The sequence below is a fragment of the Janthinobacterium leeuwenhoeki genome (assembly GCF_051380795.1).
Lineage (GTDB): Bacteria > Pseudomonadota > Gammaproteobacteria > Burkholderiales > Burkholderiaceae_D > Janthinobacterium.
Genome location: NZ_JBNYXT010000029.1, coordinates 26,712 through 43,699 on the forward strand (window position 1 = coordinate 26,712; position 16,988 = coordinate 43,699).

Sequence of the window (16,988 nt, forward strand, 5' to 3'; positions counted from 1 at the left end):
ACGATGACAACCTTGCCCGAACCGACACTGCGTCCCGCCCTGGTCGCGGACGCGCCCGCCATCGTCGCCCTGATCGACGACCTGATGCCCTTTTTGACCCTGCATCCCGATGGCGCGGGGGCGGAAAAGTTCATCGAACATTGCCGCCAGCCGGCCATCGAAGGCTATCTGTCGCAGTCGCGCTACGCGTATCAGCTGGCGCATATCGATGGCGAACTGGCCGGCGTGGTGGCCATGCGCGACAACACGCATCTGTTCCACATGTTCGTGCCGCGCGCCCTGCACCGGCGCGGCATGGCGCGGCGCCTGTGGCAGGCCGCTCGCGATGCGTCGCTGGCCAAAGGCGGCGTGACGGCATTTACCGTCAATTCCTCGGCCTATGCCTTGCCCCTGTATGAAAGCCTGGGCTTTGTCGCCACGGAACCGAAGGTGGAGACGGGCGGCATCGCGTTTGTGCCGATGCGCATGGAGCTGTAAAAATAAGCCCGAGGCCAAAGCCGGGGTCAGACCCGGCGGGTCTGACCCCAGTTTTTGCTTGTGGGCTTATTACCAGCGCACAATCTTTCCCGGATTCATGATGTTCTTCGGGTCCAGCGCGTGCTTGAGGGCGCGCATGGTGTCGATGGCGCCTACACCATGCTCTTCCACGAGGAAGGCCATCTTGTGCATGCCCACGCCATGTTCTCCCGTGCAGGTGCCGTCCATGCCGATGGCGCGCGTGACCATGTCGCTGTTGACCTTTTCCGCGCGGGCGATGTCGGCCGGATCATCGGGGTCGACCAGCATCTGCACGTGGAAATTGCCATCGCCCACGTGGCCGATGATGGCGTAGACCAGGCCCTGCGCTTCGCAATCGGCCTTGGTGGCCAGGATGCATTCGGCCAGGCGCGAAATGGGCACGCAGCAATCGGTGGAAATGGCGCGGCTGCCGGGGCGCATCTGCAGCAGGGCGAAATACGCGTTATGCCGCGCGGCCCACAGGCGCGAGCGGTCTTCGGGGCGGCTGGCCCATTCGAAATCGCTGGCGCCGTGTTCCGCCGTGATGGCTTGCACCAGCTGCGCCTGCTCAGCCACGCTGGCCGGCGTGCCGTGAAATTCAAACAGTAATAATGGCTTTTGCGGCAGCGCCATCTTGTCGTAGGCATTGATGGCTTTGACGCCATTTTCATCGAGAAACTCGACCCGTGCCACAGGAATACCCATCTGGATGGTCTGGATCACGGCGTTCACGGCTTCGCCCGTGCCGGGGAAGGAGCACACGGCGGCCGAGATGGCTTCCGGCAGCGGGTACAGTTTCACCGTCACTTCCGTGATGATGCCCAACGTCCCCTCGCTGCCGACGAACAAACGCGTCAGGTCGTAGCCAGCCGACGACTTTTTCGCCCTGGTCCCCGTCTTGATGATGCGCCCGTCGGCCGTCACCACCGTCAGGGCCAGCACGTTTTCGCGCATGGTGCCGTAGCGCACGGCATTCGTGCCCGAGGCGCGCGTGGCGGCCATGCCGCCCAGCGACGCATTGGCGCCCGGATCGATAGGGAAGAACAGGCCCGTGTCGCGGATTTCCTCGTTCAGCTGCTTGCGCGTCACGCCAGCCTGCACGGTGGCCGTCAAGTCTTCATCATGCACTGCTACCATCGCGTTCATTTGCGACAGATCAATCGTCACGCCGCCATGCAGGGCCAGTACGTGGCCTTCGAGCGAGGTGCCACTGCCATAGGCGATGATGGGTACGTCGTGCGCGCTGCACAGCTTGACGGCGGCCGCCACTTCCTCGGTGGAATGGGCGAAGATGACGGCGTCCGGCAGCATGGGAGGATAGCTCGACTCGTCGCGGCCATGGTGTGCGCGCATGGCTTGCGTCATGGAAAAGCGGTCGGCAAAGATCAGGGAAAGTACGGCAGCAAGGGATGCGGGCAGCGGTTTTTTCAGTACCGCCAACTGGTCAGTTTGATTCACGCGAGTCCTCCGTTTTTTTTATTCTACTCCGCGCCCGGGGATTTCACCGGAGCATCATTTGATTTTTTGCCAGTTGTAAAAAAATCTGCATGGTTCGCCACGCATTGGTTGTAAATGAGAATCATTTCTATTAAAATGCCCGCCTGAGTGTTTTTACAACAGCGTTGACCCGAAAGGCCATGCCATGAAATTCCCCCTGTCCCTCGCCGCCGTCCTGCCCGCCTGCGTGCTGGCGCTGAGCGCCTGCAGCGGTGTCGCACCCATGACCGGCGCGGCGGCCGGCGCCGCCGCGACGTCCGCTGCGCAGGATGTGCGCCAGTTGGGCGAGATCGTCGACCTGCGCAGCGGCCAGCGCGTGACTGCCGAGCAATTGCTGACCCAGCTGGCCGCCGCCCCGCGTGTGATCATCGGAGAGCAGCATGACCAGCTCAGCCATCACCAGATCGAGCAATGGCTGCTGCAGCAACTGCAAGGCCAGCGTCCGCAAGGCAGCGTGCTGCTGGAAATGCTGAACCCGGATCAGCAAGCCAAGGTAGATAAAGTCAAGCCGTGGCTGCAGACGGATCCCGTCGTGCGCCCCGAGCACGTGGCCGAGCTGCTGGCATGGCAGCCGAGCTGGAAGTGGGCGCAGTATGGCGACCTGGTGATGACCGTGATGCGCGCGCCATACCCCGTCTGGTCGGCCAACCTGGACCGCAGCGAGATCAAGCAACTGTTTGCCGACAAGCCATCTGTGCAGGGCAAGCATTCGAATCTGGCCAACGATGCCAAGGTGCATGCTAAATTGAAAGACATCATCCGCGTCATGCACGACAACCAGATCGACGCGCCGCGCCTGGCCGCCATGTTGTCGGTGCAGCAGCAGCGCGACCGCCGCATGGCCGAGCGCCTGCTGGCCGCACCCGCGCCCGCGGTGCTGATCGCCGGCGCCTACCATGCGCACAAGGATCTGGGCGTGCCGCTGCACGTGCAAGACTTGACGGGCGGCCCGGCGCCGCTGGTGCTGGTGCTGGCGCAGCGCGGCGCCACGGTGCTGGCGCCGCAGGCCGATTTCGTCTGGTTCACGCCTGTTGTGGCACCCGCCGTCGCCAGCGCCAAATAATTCCTGCATGTCCGCCGGGCATTCAGCCCGGCACTCTCCCCCAGCAAGCTCTTCCATAGCAGCCAGGTAGTCCGTCCGATTTTTATGCATGCGCGTGCGCGCCGTTGGCGCAGCCATGCCTGTTACCTGTTGAAGCTCCCATGCGTATCCTCTGTATCAAAGCCAAAGCCGCCAGCTGCGGCATCGTTCTTTCCCTCTTCCATGCCACTGCACAAGCGTCCGCCTTGCCGCACGACATGTCGCCGCTGGGCATGTTTTTCGCCGCCGACCAGGTCGTCAAAAGCGTGCTGATCGGCTTATTGATCGCCGCGCTGGCCACCTGGGTGGTCTTGCTGGTGAAGGGTGCCAGTTTGCTGCAAGCCCGGCGCGCGGCGGCGCAAGCCGTCGCCATGCTGAAGACGGCGACCTCGCTGCCTGACGCAGCCGCCAAGGTAGAGGGCGCAGGCAGCACTTCGCTGGCGCAGCAATTGCTGGCCGAGGTGCAGCAGGAACTGAATCTGTCGCACGCCAGCGCGCCGGCGGCGGCCCTGAAGGAGCGGGCCGGCTTTCGCCAGGAGCAGTTCATAGCGCAGCAGGTGCGCAGCATGACGCAAGGCATCGGTCTGCTGGCCAGCATCGGCGCCGTGGCGCCGTTTGTCGGCCTGTTCGGCACCGTGTGGGGCATCATGAACAGCTTCATCGGCATCGCCGTCAGCCAGAGCACGAACCTGGCCACCGTCGCGCCGGGCATCGCGGAAGCCTTGCTGGCGACAGCGCTGGGCCTGGTGGCGGCGATTCCCGCCGTCGTCATCTATAACGTCTTGAGCCGTGGCATCAACCAGTACAAGGCGCAGCTGCGCGCCGCTTCCGCGCAAGTGCTGCTGATGCTGAGCCGCGACCTCGACACGCGCAAGCAGGCCTGAGCCATGGCTTCCCTGTTTCCTTCGTCGGACGACGACACGGCCGACATGCCGGAGTTGAGCGAGATCAATGTCACCCCCTTCATCGACGTGATGCTGGTGCTGTTGATCATCTTCATGGTGGTCTCGCCGCTGGCGACCGTCGACCTGAAAATCGACTTGCCGGCCGCCACGGCCAAGCCGGAGCCGCGCCCCGAAAAGCCCCTGTTCGTTTCCCTGAAAGCGGACCACAGCCTGTACCTGGGCGACTCGCCCGTGGCGCGCGAGCAACTGGGCAGTCTGCTCGATGCGCAGACGGGCGGCGACCGCCAGCGCACCCTGTTTTTCCAGGCCGACAAGCAAGCGGCCTATGAAGACGTGCTGGGCGTGATGGATGCCTTGCGCCAGGCCGGTTATCTGAAAGTGGGCCTGGTGGGCCGGGAGGGCGGGTGAATCCGCGCCCGGTATTGAACTGGGGCATCGCCACGGCGCTGGTGGTGGCCATGGCGCTGGCGCTGCTGCTGTGGGCCAGCTGGCAGCCCGTTGCCGTGGCGCCCGCCAATCCGGCCGCCAGCGTGATGCTGGTATTTGCCGCGCAAGCGATGTCGCCGGAAACACAGGTCGCGCATGCCGTGGGCGCGCGCCAGTCGGCCGCCTCCAGCGCGGCCCGGCCGCCAAAGAGTGCAATCAGGCAGGAAGCGCTGCCCGTGCTGGCGCGCGCCGCCGCGCCGGAGATCGTCGCCGCAGAAAAAGAGGCGAAGGCAGAAACCGCTCCGTCGCCTGACCCCGGCAAGGATGCCGCCAAGGAAGCGTCCATGCCCGCGCAGGCCAGCAGCAGCGCCACGCCGGCGCCCGCTGCCGTGCGCGGTCCGCAGGCAGCGCCCTTCAATAGCGATACGCCGCCCGCCAGCACGGCGCCGGCCAGCTGGCAAAGCCGGGTGCTCAGCCACCTGGCCCACTTCAAGCGCTATCCGGGCGACGCGCGCCAGCGCAAGCGGGCCGGCGCCGCCTGGGTGCGCTTTCGGGTTGACCGCGACGGCAAGCTGCTGGCCAGCGAACTGGTCACTTCGTCGGGCACGGTGCTGCTCGACCGCGAAGCGCTGCAAGTGCTCGAGCGCGCGCAACCGCTGCCGGCGCCGCCCGCCACGGTCTTGCACCAGGGCACGGTGACGGTCACCTTGCCCGTGTCTTTCAAGCTGGAAACGGATGGCAGCCACGGCGTCACCTGAATCGCTTTAGCAGTTTTTCCAATCAAATAAGAAATCGAGGGTGTATGAATATCAAGATAATGGCGCATGCCGTGGGCGTGTGCATGGCCGTGCTCGCGCAACACGCGTGGGCGCAAGAAAATACCGGCGGCAAGGTCGAACTTTCGCCGCTGAATGTGTCGGGCGAGGCGGTCCCTGCGGAACGCCAGGCGCTGGAACAGCCGGGCGCCGTCAGTGCGCGCGGGCCTGACACGCGCTTGCAGCCAGTGGATCAGATCGTGCGCAGCATGCCGGGCACGTTTACCCAGATCGATCCGGCGCAGGGCGCCGTCAGCGTCAATATTCGCGGCCTGTCGGGCCTGGGCCGCGTCAACATGATGGTCGATGGCGTGAGCCAGAATTATTATGGCAGCGCGCCCTCGTCGGTCTCCCATGGCGGCGTGCCAAGCAGTCAGTTCGGCGCCCTGATCGACCCGAATTTCATCATCGGCGTGGACGTGTCGCGCGGCAATGTCATCGGCGGCGACGGCGTCAATGCGCTGGCCGGCAGCGCCAATTTCCGCACCATCGGCGTCGATGACGTGGTCTTCGCCGGTGAAAAAACGGGGGCGCGCACGAAGATGTCCGCCGGTAATAATGGCGTGGGACGTAGCGCCATGCTGGCCGTGGCCATGAAAAACCCCGCCTTCGATGGCGGCAGCGTGGGCTTCATGGTCGCCACCAGCGCGAGCGTGATCGGCAACAACTACAAGAATGCCAAGGGCGTCAACAGCGAGGAATTCGGTTTCGGCTATAACCGTTATTACAAGCAAAAGCCCAAGTCGCAGTTGCTCAAGCTGGACCTGAAGCTGAACGACTTCCACGCGCTGGAATTGTCGGCGCGTGATTACCGCAGCACCTTTACGCGCCGCGACATCCAGAGCGACGATTACTACGTAAAATATCACTACACGCCGTTTTCGGAATTGATCGACCTCAATGTGGTTGCCAGCAGCAGCCGTGGCAATCAGAAATACATGCCCGAGGCGCTGACTAATTTCATCAACACGAATGCGGCCAACCGCGCCGATGCCTTTGACATCAACAACACCAGCAGCTTCAAGCTGGCGGGCGGCGACGCCTTGGTGACATTGGGCGGAAAGAAGATGCGCAACAGATACAGCAAACACGTGGAAAGCCTGGTCGACGAACCCGACAACCCCGAGGCGAACCAGCAATCGATTGAAAACAATACTTTCGGGCCGGAAGGACGGCAAAAGATCGACAGCGTATATGCTGGCCTGCAATACAACCGTGGCATCTATCAAGTCAATGCCGGCCTCAACTATACGAGCTTCGAGCTGACGGGCTACAAGCCTGCCTGCGATCTGCGCGTGCAGTGCTTCCCGCAAGGCGCATCGCGCATTGCGTTGAAAGAACACGGTGTGAATCCTTCTCTGATGCTGTCGGCCCAGGTCGCGCCGTGGTTCCAGCCGTTTGCCAGCGCCGAGCGCACCATGCGCGGCCCGAATCCGCAGGAAGTGTTTTTCTCGAATGATGGCGGCGCCTCGATGAACCCTTTCCTGAAGGGCGAGAAAGCGACGACCTATCAGCTGGGCTTTAATTCCAGCCTGCACGGTTTGCTGAGCGCGAGTGACGCGCTGCACTTCAAGGCCCTGTATTTCAAGAGCAAGATCGACGGCTATATCACCAGCCAGTCCTTCCTCGTGTGCGATAGCGGCCGCAAGTGCAATATCGCGGAAGTGATCGCCAAGGATTGGCAGAATGTGGATGAGTACGTGACCAATATGTATATCTACATCAACTCGGCCACGCCCGTGCATACGCGCGGCTGGGAACTGGAAGCGCAGTATCAGCTGGGCCCGGCGTATGCGCGCCTGTCGTACACGCGTGAGACGACGCGCCAGCCCACCTCGATCGCCAGCGCGTGGTTTGGCGCGGCCGACATCAGCGAGCTGCCTAGTGTGTATTACAACCTCGACGTGGGCACGCGCTTGCTGGACAACAAGCTGGAAGTGGGCGCCATCCTCAAGCACACGGGTTCGAATCGCCGCCTGTCGCCGGACAATGAGGCCGATGAAGTAACGGGTGAAGTGACGAAGGTGGACAATCCAAAGATCCCGGCCGTGGTCGACCTATATGCCAGCTACCAGGTCAGCAAGAATCTGTTCCTGCGCCTGTCGGTGCAGAACGCCATGAACAAGGATTTTTCGGAAGCGCTGAACCGCCTGAACTCAATGCCGTCGCAGTCGCAAGAGAATACGCCGCTGAGCACGGCAAGGGGGAGAACTTATGTAGCCGGACTGGAGTATCGGTTCTAACAAGGTGAGGCAACTGCCCCAGTGCCAGGCGCCGGGGCAGTTGCTGCGAAAAGCTGACTATTCCCGCGGGGTAGTGCCGTAATAGCTGTGAATGGAGTTCACCCACGTGGTATCGGCCATGTTCGGCCAGTTATCCGTGTCGAAGCCGGGCGCGTTTTCGATGCGTTCCTTGTCGACGTTGAGGGTGAAGCGCTTGTTGACGGTGTCGAGCAGCAGCGCTTCCCAAGGCACGGCGAACAGCTTTTCGCCGATGGTAAACACACCGCCGTGCGACATGACGGCGTAGGCGATCTTGCCGCTGCGCATGTCGATCATGATTTCCTTGATTTCACCCAGATGCTCATCCTTGGCGTTGTGCACATGGTCGCCGATCAGGGTGTCGGCACCCATCAATTCAGGACCGGGGCCTTTGTGGCCGCGGTTGACATACATGCCGTAGGCGTCGCGTTCTTCGTAGCTCATGATGTACCTCCGTTGAAAAATCCCAGTTTGCGGCCGCAGCGCGGCAGGGTCTGTTCGCTCGCCCACACAAAATATGGAATTGGAAATATTTCAATTATTTCTACTACGCAATTATGTTGCGCGTAGACAGCAGGAGGGGGAGGGATAGTCGGTATTTGGCGCAAATTTCCGTGCGCGGGGAGCGACGCGGGCGGGCTTTAGTGTATAATTTCAATTTCCCGCACGTGCCGTTCGGCACCATCTGCAATGACCAAATTTGTCTTCGTCACTGGTGGCGTTGTGTCTTCCCTTGGAAAAGGGATTGCCGCCGCCTCCCTCGCCGCGATCCTCGAATCGCGCGGCCTTAAAGTCACCATGCTCAAGCTCGACCCGTATATCAACGTCGATCCTGGCACGATGAGCCCTATGCAACACGGTGAAGTATTCGTCACCGATGACGGGGCCGAAACCGACCTCGACCTCGGTCACTATGAGCGCTTCATTTCCACCCGCATGAAAAAGGTGAATAACTTCACCACTGGCCAGATCTATGAATCGGTGATCCGCAAGGAACGCCGGGGCGAATATCTGGGCAAGACCGTGCAGGTGATTCCGCATATCACCAATGAAATCCAGGATTACATCCGCCGTGGCGCCGAAGGCTACGACGTGGCCCTGTGCGAAATCGGCGGCACCGTCGGCGATATCGAATCGTTGCCATTCCTGGAAGCGGCGCGTCAGCTGAGCCTGCGCGCCGGCCGCAAGAACACGGCCTTCGTCCACTTGACCCTGGTGCCTTACATCGCCTCGGCCGGTGAACTGAAGACCAAGCCGACGCAGCACTCGGTGCAAAAGCTGCGCGAAATCGGCATCATGCCGAATGCGCTGCTGTGCCGCGCCGACCGCGCCATTCCGGAAGACGAACGCGCGAAAATCTCGCTGTTCTCGAATATCGAAGAGCAGGCCGTCATTTCCGTATGGGACGTCGACACGATCTACAAAGTGCCGCAAATGCTGCACGACCAGGGCCTCGACAAGATCATCTGCGACGCGCTGGACCTCGATCCGGCACCGGCCGACCTGTCGATCTGGAGCAAGCTGATCTACACGATGGAGCACCCGAAGGCGGAAATCACCGTCGGCATGGTCGGCAAGTATGTCGAACTGACCGAGTCGTACAAGTCGCTGATCGAAGCGCTGCGCCATGCAGGTATCCACACGGAAAGCCGCGTCAACATCGAGTACATCGATTCGGAAGAAATCGAAACGACGGGTTGCGACAACCTGGCCAAGTACGATGCCATCCTGGTGCCGGGCGGCTTCGGCAAGCGCGGCGTGGAAGGCAAGATCAAGGCGGCGCAGTTCGCCCGTGAAAACAAGATCCCTTACCTGGGCATCTGCCTGGGCATGCAAGTGGCCCTGATCGAATACGCGCGCAACAAGGCAGGCATGCCGAACGCGAATTCGACCGAGTTCGACCTTGATACGGATCAACCTGTCGTTGCACTGATCAATGAGTGGCAAAACCACGATGGTAAAGTCGAGTTGCGCGATGAAAACTCGGACCTGGGCGGTACCATGCGCCTGGGCGCGCAGACCTGCGCCGTCAATCCGGGCACCCTCGCCGCCGAGATCTACGGCAGCGTGGTGACCGAGCGTCACCGCCATCGCTACGAAGCCAATAATCACTACCTGGCCCGTGTCGAAGCGGCTGGCCTGATCGTCTCGGCCCGCACGCCGAGCGAAGATTTGTGCGAAATCATGGAATTGCCACGCACGGGTGAAAATGCCCACCCATGGTATATGGGCGTGCAATACCATCCTGAGTTCAAGTCGACGCCACGCACCGGCCATCCGTTGTTTACCTCGTTCATCAAGGCAGCGCTGGCGCACAAAGAAGCCAACGCCGTCGCTGAATAACGCGGTCGATCGCGACAGTATTACCCGTAAGACAGCTCCCGGCCAGATGGTTCCCGCCGGGAGTTTCTTTGCCCACTTTGTGCAATTGCGCATCAGAACGCAGTGTGCAGCCCCTGTTACGCTTAACTTTGGAGAATGACATGAGTGCTATTGTTGATATTATCGGTCGCGAAATCCTGGACTCGCGCGGTAACCCGACCGTCGAATGCGATGTGTTGCTGGAATCGGGCGTGATGGGCCGTGCGGCCGTGCCGTCGGGTGCCTCGACCGGTTCGCGCGAAGCCGTGGAATTGCGCGATGGCGATGCCAAGCGCTACTTCGGCAAGGGCGTGCTGCAAGCATGCGAAAACATCAATACCGAAATCTCCGAAGCCATCATGGGTCTGGACGCCAATGAACAGGCTTTCCTGGACCGTACCCTGATCGACCTGGACGGCACGGAAAACAAATCGCGTCTGGGCGCCAACGCCATTCTGGCCGTCTCCATGGCCGTGGCCAAGGCTGCCGCTGAAGAAGCCGGCTTGCCGCTGTACCGCTATTTCGGCGGTTCGGGCGCCATGCAGATGCCAGTGCCGATGATGAACGTCATCAACGGCGGCGCGCACGCCGACAACAACCTGGACATCCAGGAATTCATGATCATTCCCGTGGGCGCCCCGTCGTTCAAGGAAGCCGTCCGCTACGGCGCGGAAGTATTCCACACGCTGAAAAAGATCCTGCACAAGAAGGGTCTGAACACCAACGTGGGCGACGAAGGCGGTTTCGCGCCATCCTTGGCCAACCATGAAGAAGCCATCAAGCTGATCATCCAGGCCATCGAAGAAGCGGGCTACGAGCCAGGTACGCAGATCGCCATCGGCCTCGATTGCGCCGCGTCCGAGTTCTACAAGAACGGCAAGTACGAAATGGAAGGCGAAGGCCTGAGCCTGACGGCCACCGAGTTCACCAACCTGCTGGCGACCTGGTGCGACAAGTACCCGATCATCTCGATCGAAGACGCGATGCATGAAGGCGACTGGGACGGCTGGGCGATCCTCACAAAGGAACTGGGCAAGAAAGTGCAACTGGTCGGCGACGACCTGTATGTCACCAACACCAAGATCCTGAAAGAAGGCATCTCGAAAGGCATCGCCAACTCGATCCTGATCAAGATCAACCAGATCGGCACCCTGACGGAAACCTTCGCCGCCATCGAAATGGCCAAGCGCGCCGGTTACACGGCCGTCATTTCGCACCGCTCGGGTGAAACGGAAGACTCGACCATCGCCGATATCGCCGTTGCCACGAACGCCCTGCAGATCAAGACCGGCTCGATGTCGCGTTCGGACCGCATGGCCAAGTACAACCAACTGCTGCGTATCGAAGAAGACCTGGGCGACATCGCCAGCTACCCTGGCCGCGATGCGTTCTATAATCTGAAGTAAGCTGATGTAAAACCCACTGGCCGGCCGGAGATATCCGGCCGGTTTTTTAACTGAATGCCCCATGCGCCTGATTACGCTCGCCCTGGCAGCCCTGCTGCTGCTGATTCAATTTCCCCTCTGGCTGGGCAAAGGCGGCTGGCTGCGTGTTGCCGACATGGAAGCCCAAGTGGCGGCGGCCAACAAAAAAAACGTGGAATTAAAGGCGCGCAACGCCAAGCTCGAATCCGAAGTGCGCGACCTGAAGGATGGTACGGGCGCCGTCGAAGAGCGTGCCCGCTATGAGCTGGGCATGGTCAAACAGAATGAGATTTTCGTGCAGATCGTGCGCAAGGGCCAGACCCCGCCACTGCTGGAAACGCCGGTGGACGCTGCTGCGCCGCACTGAGTATTTACTACATCCCACTTGCCAGCCTGGACCGATTGCCAGGCTGACATATCACTGCTACCTTGTATTGCTACTCTGTACTGCTACACGCGACTGGCCGCATGGCGCGGCGTGGTGCTATTGCCTTGCTGCTTGCTGATCAGAAACGGGCTTTGCCGGTCGAGATCAGGTAAAAATGGATGCTGGTGACCACGACGGCCACGCTCACGAGTACGGTTTCGAGAAATATCATATAAAAATCCTTTCAGTATTTAGTTATCCGCGCGACGCCAAGAAGCGCAATTCCGAGGCCAGATTCGGCATCAGGTTTTCATAACGGGCCGCTTCCGAGTTCAGCAGGGCGATATCGCGCTTGCTTGGGCGCACATAGCGCTGCTCTTCATCGGTGACGCTGCTGGCGATGACTTCCTTCTGTGCCAGTTCGCTGTACGGCTTGGAAGCGAGCAGGGCGCCCAGGAAGGCGCGCGTGGCGCGGCCCAGGTTGCTGAAGTAGTTGTCGTTGTCGTTGCTGTAGGTGTTGGTAAAAGTGGACATATGCCCTCCATGAATGGTCTGTTGTTGCATTGCACAATAATGGAGTTTGCGATATGCGTCCAATTTCAAATTCCAATTTCAGAAATTCAAGAAACGAATAATAAGGGCGTAGTCGCTGGCCACGCCCTGAAAATAAATGTGTTACGAAATGTTTATCCGGCGGCGATGCGTCCCAGACCGGGATCGTCGCTGAAAAACCCGTCCAGTCCCGTCTCGATATAGCGGCGCATTTCCGCCACGGAACCGGCTTCGTTGCGCGCATTCTCTCCATTGCCATCACGGAAGTCGGCTGCCAGGAAACGGTTTTCCGGACGGAAGGTCCAGGTATGCAATAGCAAGCCTGCCTGGTGCGCATCGTCGACGATGGACGAGGGCTTGGCCAGGCGCTGGTCGGCGCCCAGCGCGATGACGCCTCGCGTGGGTGGCGCCACCACGTCCGCATAGGCGGCGATGTCGCGCAGGCCGGCCGGCGTCGTCATCTGCCCGAACGTCAGCTTGCCGCCCGCCTTGGCCACGTCCATGGGGCGGATATCGCCGCCGACCACTAGCTGCATCAGGCGCACGTTGGCGCGCCGTCCCAGCTTCTCGCGCAGGTATTTCAAATTCGCTACTTCGAAGGACTGGATTTCGATCGGCGCGCGGCGCGTGTACTCGTGCGCCAGCATGGTCGACAGGAAACGGTCTTCCAGCGCCAGGCCCGCATCGCGGAAGTACGTCGAGCTTTTCAGCTCGGGTACGAGGCCGATGATGCGTCCGCTGGCGGCCGATTGCGCTGCAACAAAATCGATGATTTCTTCCCAGGTGGGGATCTGAAATTGTCCATCGTACAAGGTGTTGCCGGTGCGTACTTTCGGCAACCGTTCGATGGCGCGCAGGGTTTTCAGTTCCACCAGGGTGAAGTCGTCGACGAACCAGCCTTCGTGCCACTCGCCATCGACCAGCTTCTTGCCGCGCCGACTGGCGAACTCGGGACGGCGCGCCACGTCGGTGGTGTCGATCAGATTGCTTTCATGGCGCGCCACGAGGATGCCGTCGCGCGTGGCGACCAGATCCGGCTCGACGTAATCGGCGCCGTCGAGGATGGCCTTGGCGTAGGACGCCAGTGTATGCTCGGGGCGCAGGGCGCTGGCGCCCCGGTGAGCGAACACGAGGGGACGGGCGGGGGGCGTGGCCAGCAGGCCGGCCGCAAAGCCGGGTGCGGCGGCCAGCGCCAGGCCGCCCACGGCCGCCTGGACGAAGTTGCGGCGCGAAAAGTGCCGTCGCGGGAGGATAGGCTCGCGCATCAGAAATCCGCCGTCAAGGTCAAGAAGCCCTGGCGCGGGGCGATGGGGAAGGTGTTGTACGTCTTGTCTGCCGCACCGACCACCACGTTCAGCGAACCTTCGCGGTTGGCCAGGTTGCTGACGTTGACACGCCAGCGCGGGTTTTTCAGCCAGCTGGCCATGGCCGGCAGCTTGCCCGACACGCCCAGGCCCATCAGGAAATAGCTGGGCACGGACAAATCGTTGGTGTACGTCGCATAGCGCTTGCCCACATAGTCTCCCGTCAGCTGCACTTCGATATCGCCAAAGGTTGCCGAAGCAACAAACTTGTTCAACCACTCGGGCGAGCCTGGCACGTTCTTGCCGGCCGTCAGCACCAGCGCGGCGCCATTGTTGTAATTGTCCGCGTACTGCGAACGGTTGTACGACAGGGCATTGTAGAACGAGAAATTGTTGCCAAAGTGAACGGTGCCCGCGATATCGATACCGTCCGTGCGCACGCTGCCCACGTTGGCCAGCACGGGGTTGCCGCCAATGATGGAGGAAATCACGGGGGTCGGGCTGATCTGCAGCAAACGGTTGCTGAAATCGACGTGGTACACATTGACCTGACCATCGATGGCCGTGATGGCGCCCAAGTTCAGCGCATGGCTGCCGCGCACGCCCACTTCATACGTGAGGGCCGTTTCCGGCTTGGCATCGCGCTTGAACAGGTCGAAGGCGGCCTGGCTCGACAAGCTCCATGGCGAGGCGCCGCCGCCGCCGTAGGTGACGAACTGGCGCATGTTTTTCTGGATATTGAAATACAGCTGGTCTTGCGGCGTGAAATCCCAGCGCGCGCCCACTTGCGGCAAAAACCATTTTTTCGTGTTGATGGTGCCGACCGGCAAGGCCGTCGAACCGCCGGAAATGGCGCCCTTGGCCGGCTGCACGGGGAATTGGCCGTCGGCAAACTGCAGGCTGGACTTGAAGCCGGCCTGCAGGGCGATATCGGGGCGGATGCGCCATTCATCCTGCAGGTGCAGCTGCACCACCTTGTTGTCGATCTCGCTGCCGTACTGCGTGATCAGGGGATTGCTGGGGCGGTCATACGGCGAGGTGGGGTTGTTGACGTCCAGCGCATACCAGCGGCGGTAGGCGGACGAGCGGTTCTGTTCCAGCCACAGGCCCGCTTCCAGCTGGTGATTGCCGATTTCCTTGCGCAGGGTGGAGATCAGGCCACCGCGTTTGATGTCGTATTCCGTGGTGCGCACGGCGTAACCCGAGTTGCCGAACACCTGTTTCAGGTTCTGTTTCGGATAGTACACGCTGAACAGGCCCGGCAAGCCGGCCACGCCGATGGGGCCGGCCACCACGCCCGCGCCGTCATCCTTGTGGTAATACACCTGGTTAGCCCAGGTCATGCCTTCGGACAAGTTGGCGTCGAACTTGGCGTAGGCCAGGTAATCGGTGCGCTGCGCATCGCTGTAGTAATTGCGGTAATTATTGCCATCGGCGGCAGGCGTGGCGCCCGTCGGCGACAGGTAATTCAGGGCCGCCTTGAAGTCCGGATACAGGAAGGGACGCGTGTAGGGCGCGCTCGTTTCCCCGGCCAGGTGCACGGTGCTGTCTTCGTTCGGCTCGATCTTGTCCGAGTAATTGAAGAACAGGGTCAGCTTGCCCGCCTCGCTGCGGTTGACGTACTTGGCGTTGAACTGGTCGCCGCCCTGGCGCGCATCGAAGTCCCAGGCCCGTGCTTCATGGTGCAGGATGGAAAAGTAAGCGCTGCTGCCGTCGCCAAAGGCGCCCGTGTCGTAGCGGGCAAACGTGCGCGAGGTGCGGTGGCTGCCCACGGTTTGCTGCAGGCTGGCGCCCTGCGTGGCCAGCGGGTCGCTGGAATAGGTTTCGATAGTGCCGCCCAGGTTGCTGGTCGAGGCCGTGGCCAGGTCGCCCGCGCCCGAGGACAGCACGACGCTGCGCACGTTTTCGCTGATCACGGCGCGCTGCGGCGACAGGCCGTTGTAGTTGCCATACTGCTGGTCGCCCAGCGGCACGCCATCCATGGTGTAGCCGAGTTGCTGGCCGGAGAAACCATGCACGAACAGCGACAGGTTTTGCTCGTTGTTGCCCCAAGGATCAGCCGTCTGGAAGCTGACGCCGGGCAAGGTTTGCAGGGCTTTCAGGGGATTCGTGCCGGGCAGGATTTTCTGGATTTCATTCTTGCTCAGGGCAACCGAAGAACGCGTCTTGCGCGAGGAAATCTCCACGCTGGCCATCGGTGCGTTGTCATCAACGGGCGCGGCCATCTCGGTGGCGGCGGACGCCACGGCGGCAGCGACGGCCGTTTGCGCCAGGGCCGGCAAGGAGAAGCCTGCGGCGCAAGCGCCCAGCAAAACGTGGAAGGAATGGCGGCGCAGGGCCAGCGTCAAGTGGGTGGTCATCATCAGCCTGTGGAAAGTGGAAAGTAAGACAAGCTGCGCAGCGTAACGGCGGCGCGTGACGGGCTGATGACGAACTGATGACGGAACGATGACAGTGGAAACAATTGCGCCGCCTGAGCGGCGGCGCGGGGAATATGGCGAAACGGCAATGCTTAGTTAATGCTGGCTGCAGGGGGAATCAAGACTTCGGCTGGCGCATCCGTAATAAACAGCTGCGCGCAATCAACCTTATCGAATTCATAATGTTGGCCGCAGAAATCGCAGTTCACGCCCACCTGGCCCACTTCGTCGAGGGTGCTGTTGACTTCTTCCTGGCCCAGCATCTTGAGCATATTGCCCACTTTTTCGCGGGTGCAGCTGCAATGGAAGCTCGGGTGCAGCGGGTCGAAGACGCGGATCGTTTCTTCCCAGAACAAGCGCTGCATCAGGGTCTCGATGTCCGTCGACAGGATTTCCGCCTCTTTCAGGGTCGACGCCAGCATCACGGCGCGGTTCCACGTGTCCAGTGCAGCTTCTTCCGACACAGGCGTCGCTTCTGCCTTGCCGCCATGGTGGGGCAGCTTTTGCAGCAGCAGGCCGCGCGAGACGCTGTCGTCCGTGGCCAGCCACAAACGCGTGTCCAGCTGTTCCGAGCGCAGCATGTAGTTTTCGATCACGGTCGCCATGTCGTCGCCGTCCAGCGGCACGATGCCCTGGTACGGTTGTTGGCCAGGCACCTTGTCGGCCGGGTCCAGCGTGATGATGAAGCGGCCCTTGCCCGTGGCGTTGAGCAATTGCGGCACGGTGGCCACGTCGGGGAGGGCGGCGTCCGGGTCCAGCTTGGCCGTGGCGCGCAGGCGCAGGTCGGAGTCGCACTCGACCACCATCAGGCGCACGGGACCGTCACCGTGGATCTGCATGATGATGGAGCCGTTGAATTTCAGGTTGGCCGACAGCAGGGCGGCGGCAGCCACCATTTCGCCCAGCACTTTTTTCACGACCGTCGGGTAGGCGTGGCGCGACACAACTTCCTGCCAGGTGCCGGAGACGTCGATGAACTGGCCGCGCACGGCGGCGTTGTCGAAAATAAATTTTTGCAAGGTATCCTGGCCGCTAAGGGCTGCGCTGGCTGCGCCGATGGTTTCAGTCGTCATTCTT

Annotated in this window: 15 protein-coding genes; 9 read left to right on the forward strand and 6 right to left on the reverse strand. The window is 61.4% G+C overall.

The window, feature by feature from the left end:
* Positions 1-3 precede the first annotated feature (3 nt).
* On the forward strand, positions 4-477 hold the full coding sequence (locus ACQ4WS_RS19555) for a GNAT family N-acetyltransferase (RefSeq protein ID WP_436478728.1): 474 nt from the start codon (positions 4-6) through the stop codon (positions 475-477).
* 69 nt (positions 478-546) lie between these two features.
* Here the strand turns inward: ACQ4WS_RS19555 and ACQ4WS_RS19560 are convergent, their stop codons facing one another.
* The gene (locus ACQ4WS_RS19560) at positions 547-1,956 is read right to left on the reverse strand and encodes an FAD-binding oxidoreductase (protein WP_436478729.1); all 1,410 of its coding nucleotides are present in this window, start codon (positions 1,954-1,956) and stop codon (positions 547-549) included.
* A gap of 184 nt (positions 1,957-2,140) precedes the next feature.
* Between ACQ4WS_RS19560 and ACQ4WS_RS19565 the strand changes: the two genes are divergently transcribed.
* From ACQ4WS_RS19565 to ACQ4WS_RS19585, 5 genes are all read left to right on the forward strand, one after another.
* Complete coding sequence (locus tag ACQ4WS_RS19565) at positions 2,141-3,058, forward strand: ChaN family lipoprotein (protein ID WP_436478730.1); 918 nt, start codon at positions 2,141-2,143, stop codon at positions 3,056-3,058.
* A 140-nt stretch (positions 3,059-3,198) separates the two neighbouring features.
* Positions 3,199-3,960 carry a tonB-system energizer ExbB gene (gene exbB, locus ACQ4WS_RS19570; RefSeq protein WP_436478731.1) on the forward strand — a complete coding sequence of 254 codons (762 nt, stop codon included), beginning with the start codon at positions 3,199-3,201 and terminating at the stop codon, positions 3,958-3,960.
* 3 nt (positions 3,961-3,963) lie between these two features.
* Entirely contained in the window at positions 3,964-4,389 is a 426-nt protein-coding gene (gene exbD / locus ACQ4WS_RS19575) for a TonB system transport protein ExbD (protein ID WP_436478732.1), read from the forward strand.
* Positions 4,386-5,165 carry an energy transducer TonB family protein gene (locus tag ACQ4WS_RS19580; protein WP_436478733.1) on the forward strand — a complete coding sequence of 260 codons (780 nt, stop codon included), beginning with the start codon at positions 4,386-4,388 and terminating at the stop codon, positions 5,163-5,165. Before exbD ends, ACQ4WS_RS19580 begins: the two co-directional genes overlap by 4 nt.
* A gap of 44 nt (positions 5,166-5,209) precedes the next feature.
* The gene (locus ACQ4WS_RS19585; RefSeq protein ID WP_436478734.1) at positions 5,210-7,465 is read left to right on the forward strand and encodes a TonB-dependent receptor domain-containing protein; all 2,256 of its coding nucleotides are present in this window, start codon (positions 5,210-5,212) and stop codon (positions 7,463-7,465) included.
* A 57-nt stretch (positions 7,466-7,522) separates the two neighbouring features.
* On the opposite strand, the gene ACQ4WS_RS19590 is transcribed toward ACQ4WS_RS19585, so the two are convergent.
* Positions 7,523-7,927, reverse strand: coding sequence for a PRC-barrel domain-containing protein (locus ACQ4WS_RS19590; RefSeq protein WP_436478735.1), 405 nt, complete (start codon positions 7,925-7,927; stop codon positions 7,523-7,525).
* 246 nt (positions 7,928-8,173) lie between these two features.
* Between ACQ4WS_RS19590 and pyrG the strand changes: the two genes are divergently transcribed.
* The 3 genes from pyrG (at position 8,174) to ftsB (ending at position 11,635) form a co-directional block, all read left to right on the forward strand.
* Positions 8,174-9,826 carry a CTP synthase gene (gene pyrG, locus ACQ4WS_RS19595; RefSeq protein WP_436478736.1) on the forward strand — a complete coding sequence of 551 codons (1,653 nt, stop codon included), beginning with the start codon at positions 8,174-8,176 and terminating at the stop codon, positions 9,824-9,826.
* 140 nt (positions 9,827-9,966) lie between these two features.
* Entirely contained in the window at positions 9,967-11,250 is a 1,284-nt protein-coding gene (gene eno, locus ACQ4WS_RS19600) for a phosphopyruvate hydratase (protein ID WP_070260371.1), read from the forward strand.
* 61 nt (positions 11,251-11,311) lie between these two features.
* Positions 11,312-11,635, forward strand: coding sequence for a cell division protein FtsB (gene ftsB / locus ACQ4WS_RS19605; protein ID WP_436478737.1), 324 nt, complete (start codon positions 11,312-11,314; stop codon positions 11,633-11,635).
* 255 nt (positions 11,636-11,890) lie between these two features.
* On the opposite strand, the gene ACQ4WS_RS19610 is transcribed toward ftsB, so the two are convergent.
* The 4 genes from ACQ4WS_RS19610 to hslO form a co-directional block, all read right to left on the reverse strand.
* The gene (locus tag ACQ4WS_RS19610; protein ID WP_436478738.1) at positions 11,891-12,169 is read right to left on the reverse strand and encodes a hypothetical protein; all 279 of its coding nucleotides are present in this window, start codon (positions 12,167-12,169) and stop codon (positions 11,891-11,893) included.
* A gap of 152 nt (positions 12,170-12,321) precedes the next feature.
* Positions 12,322-13,452 (reverse strand): glycerophosphodiester phosphodiesterase, encoded by a 1,131-nt coding sequence (locus ACQ4WS_RS19615; protein ID WP_436478739.1) that lies wholly within the window; start codon positions 13,450-13,452, stop codon positions 12,322-12,324.
* Positions 13,452-15,854, reverse strand: a complete 2,403-nt coding sequence (locus ACQ4WS_RS19620) for a TonB-dependent receptor (RefSeq protein ID WP_436478740.1) — start codon at positions 15,852-15,854, stop codon at positions 13,452-13,454. The genes ACQ4WS_RS19615 and ACQ4WS_RS19620 overlap by 1 nt, the downstream gene beginning before the upstream one ends.
* A 149-nt stretch (positions 15,855-16,003) precedes the next feature.
* Positions 16,004-16,984: an Hsp33 family molecular chaperone HslO gene (gene hslO / locus ACQ4WS_RS19625; RefSeq protein WP_436478741.1), complete on the reverse strand. Its 981-nt coding sequence runs from the start codon at positions 16,982-16,984 to the stop codon at positions 16,004-16,006.
* Between the last annotated feature and the right edge of the window lie 4 nt (positions 16,985-16,988).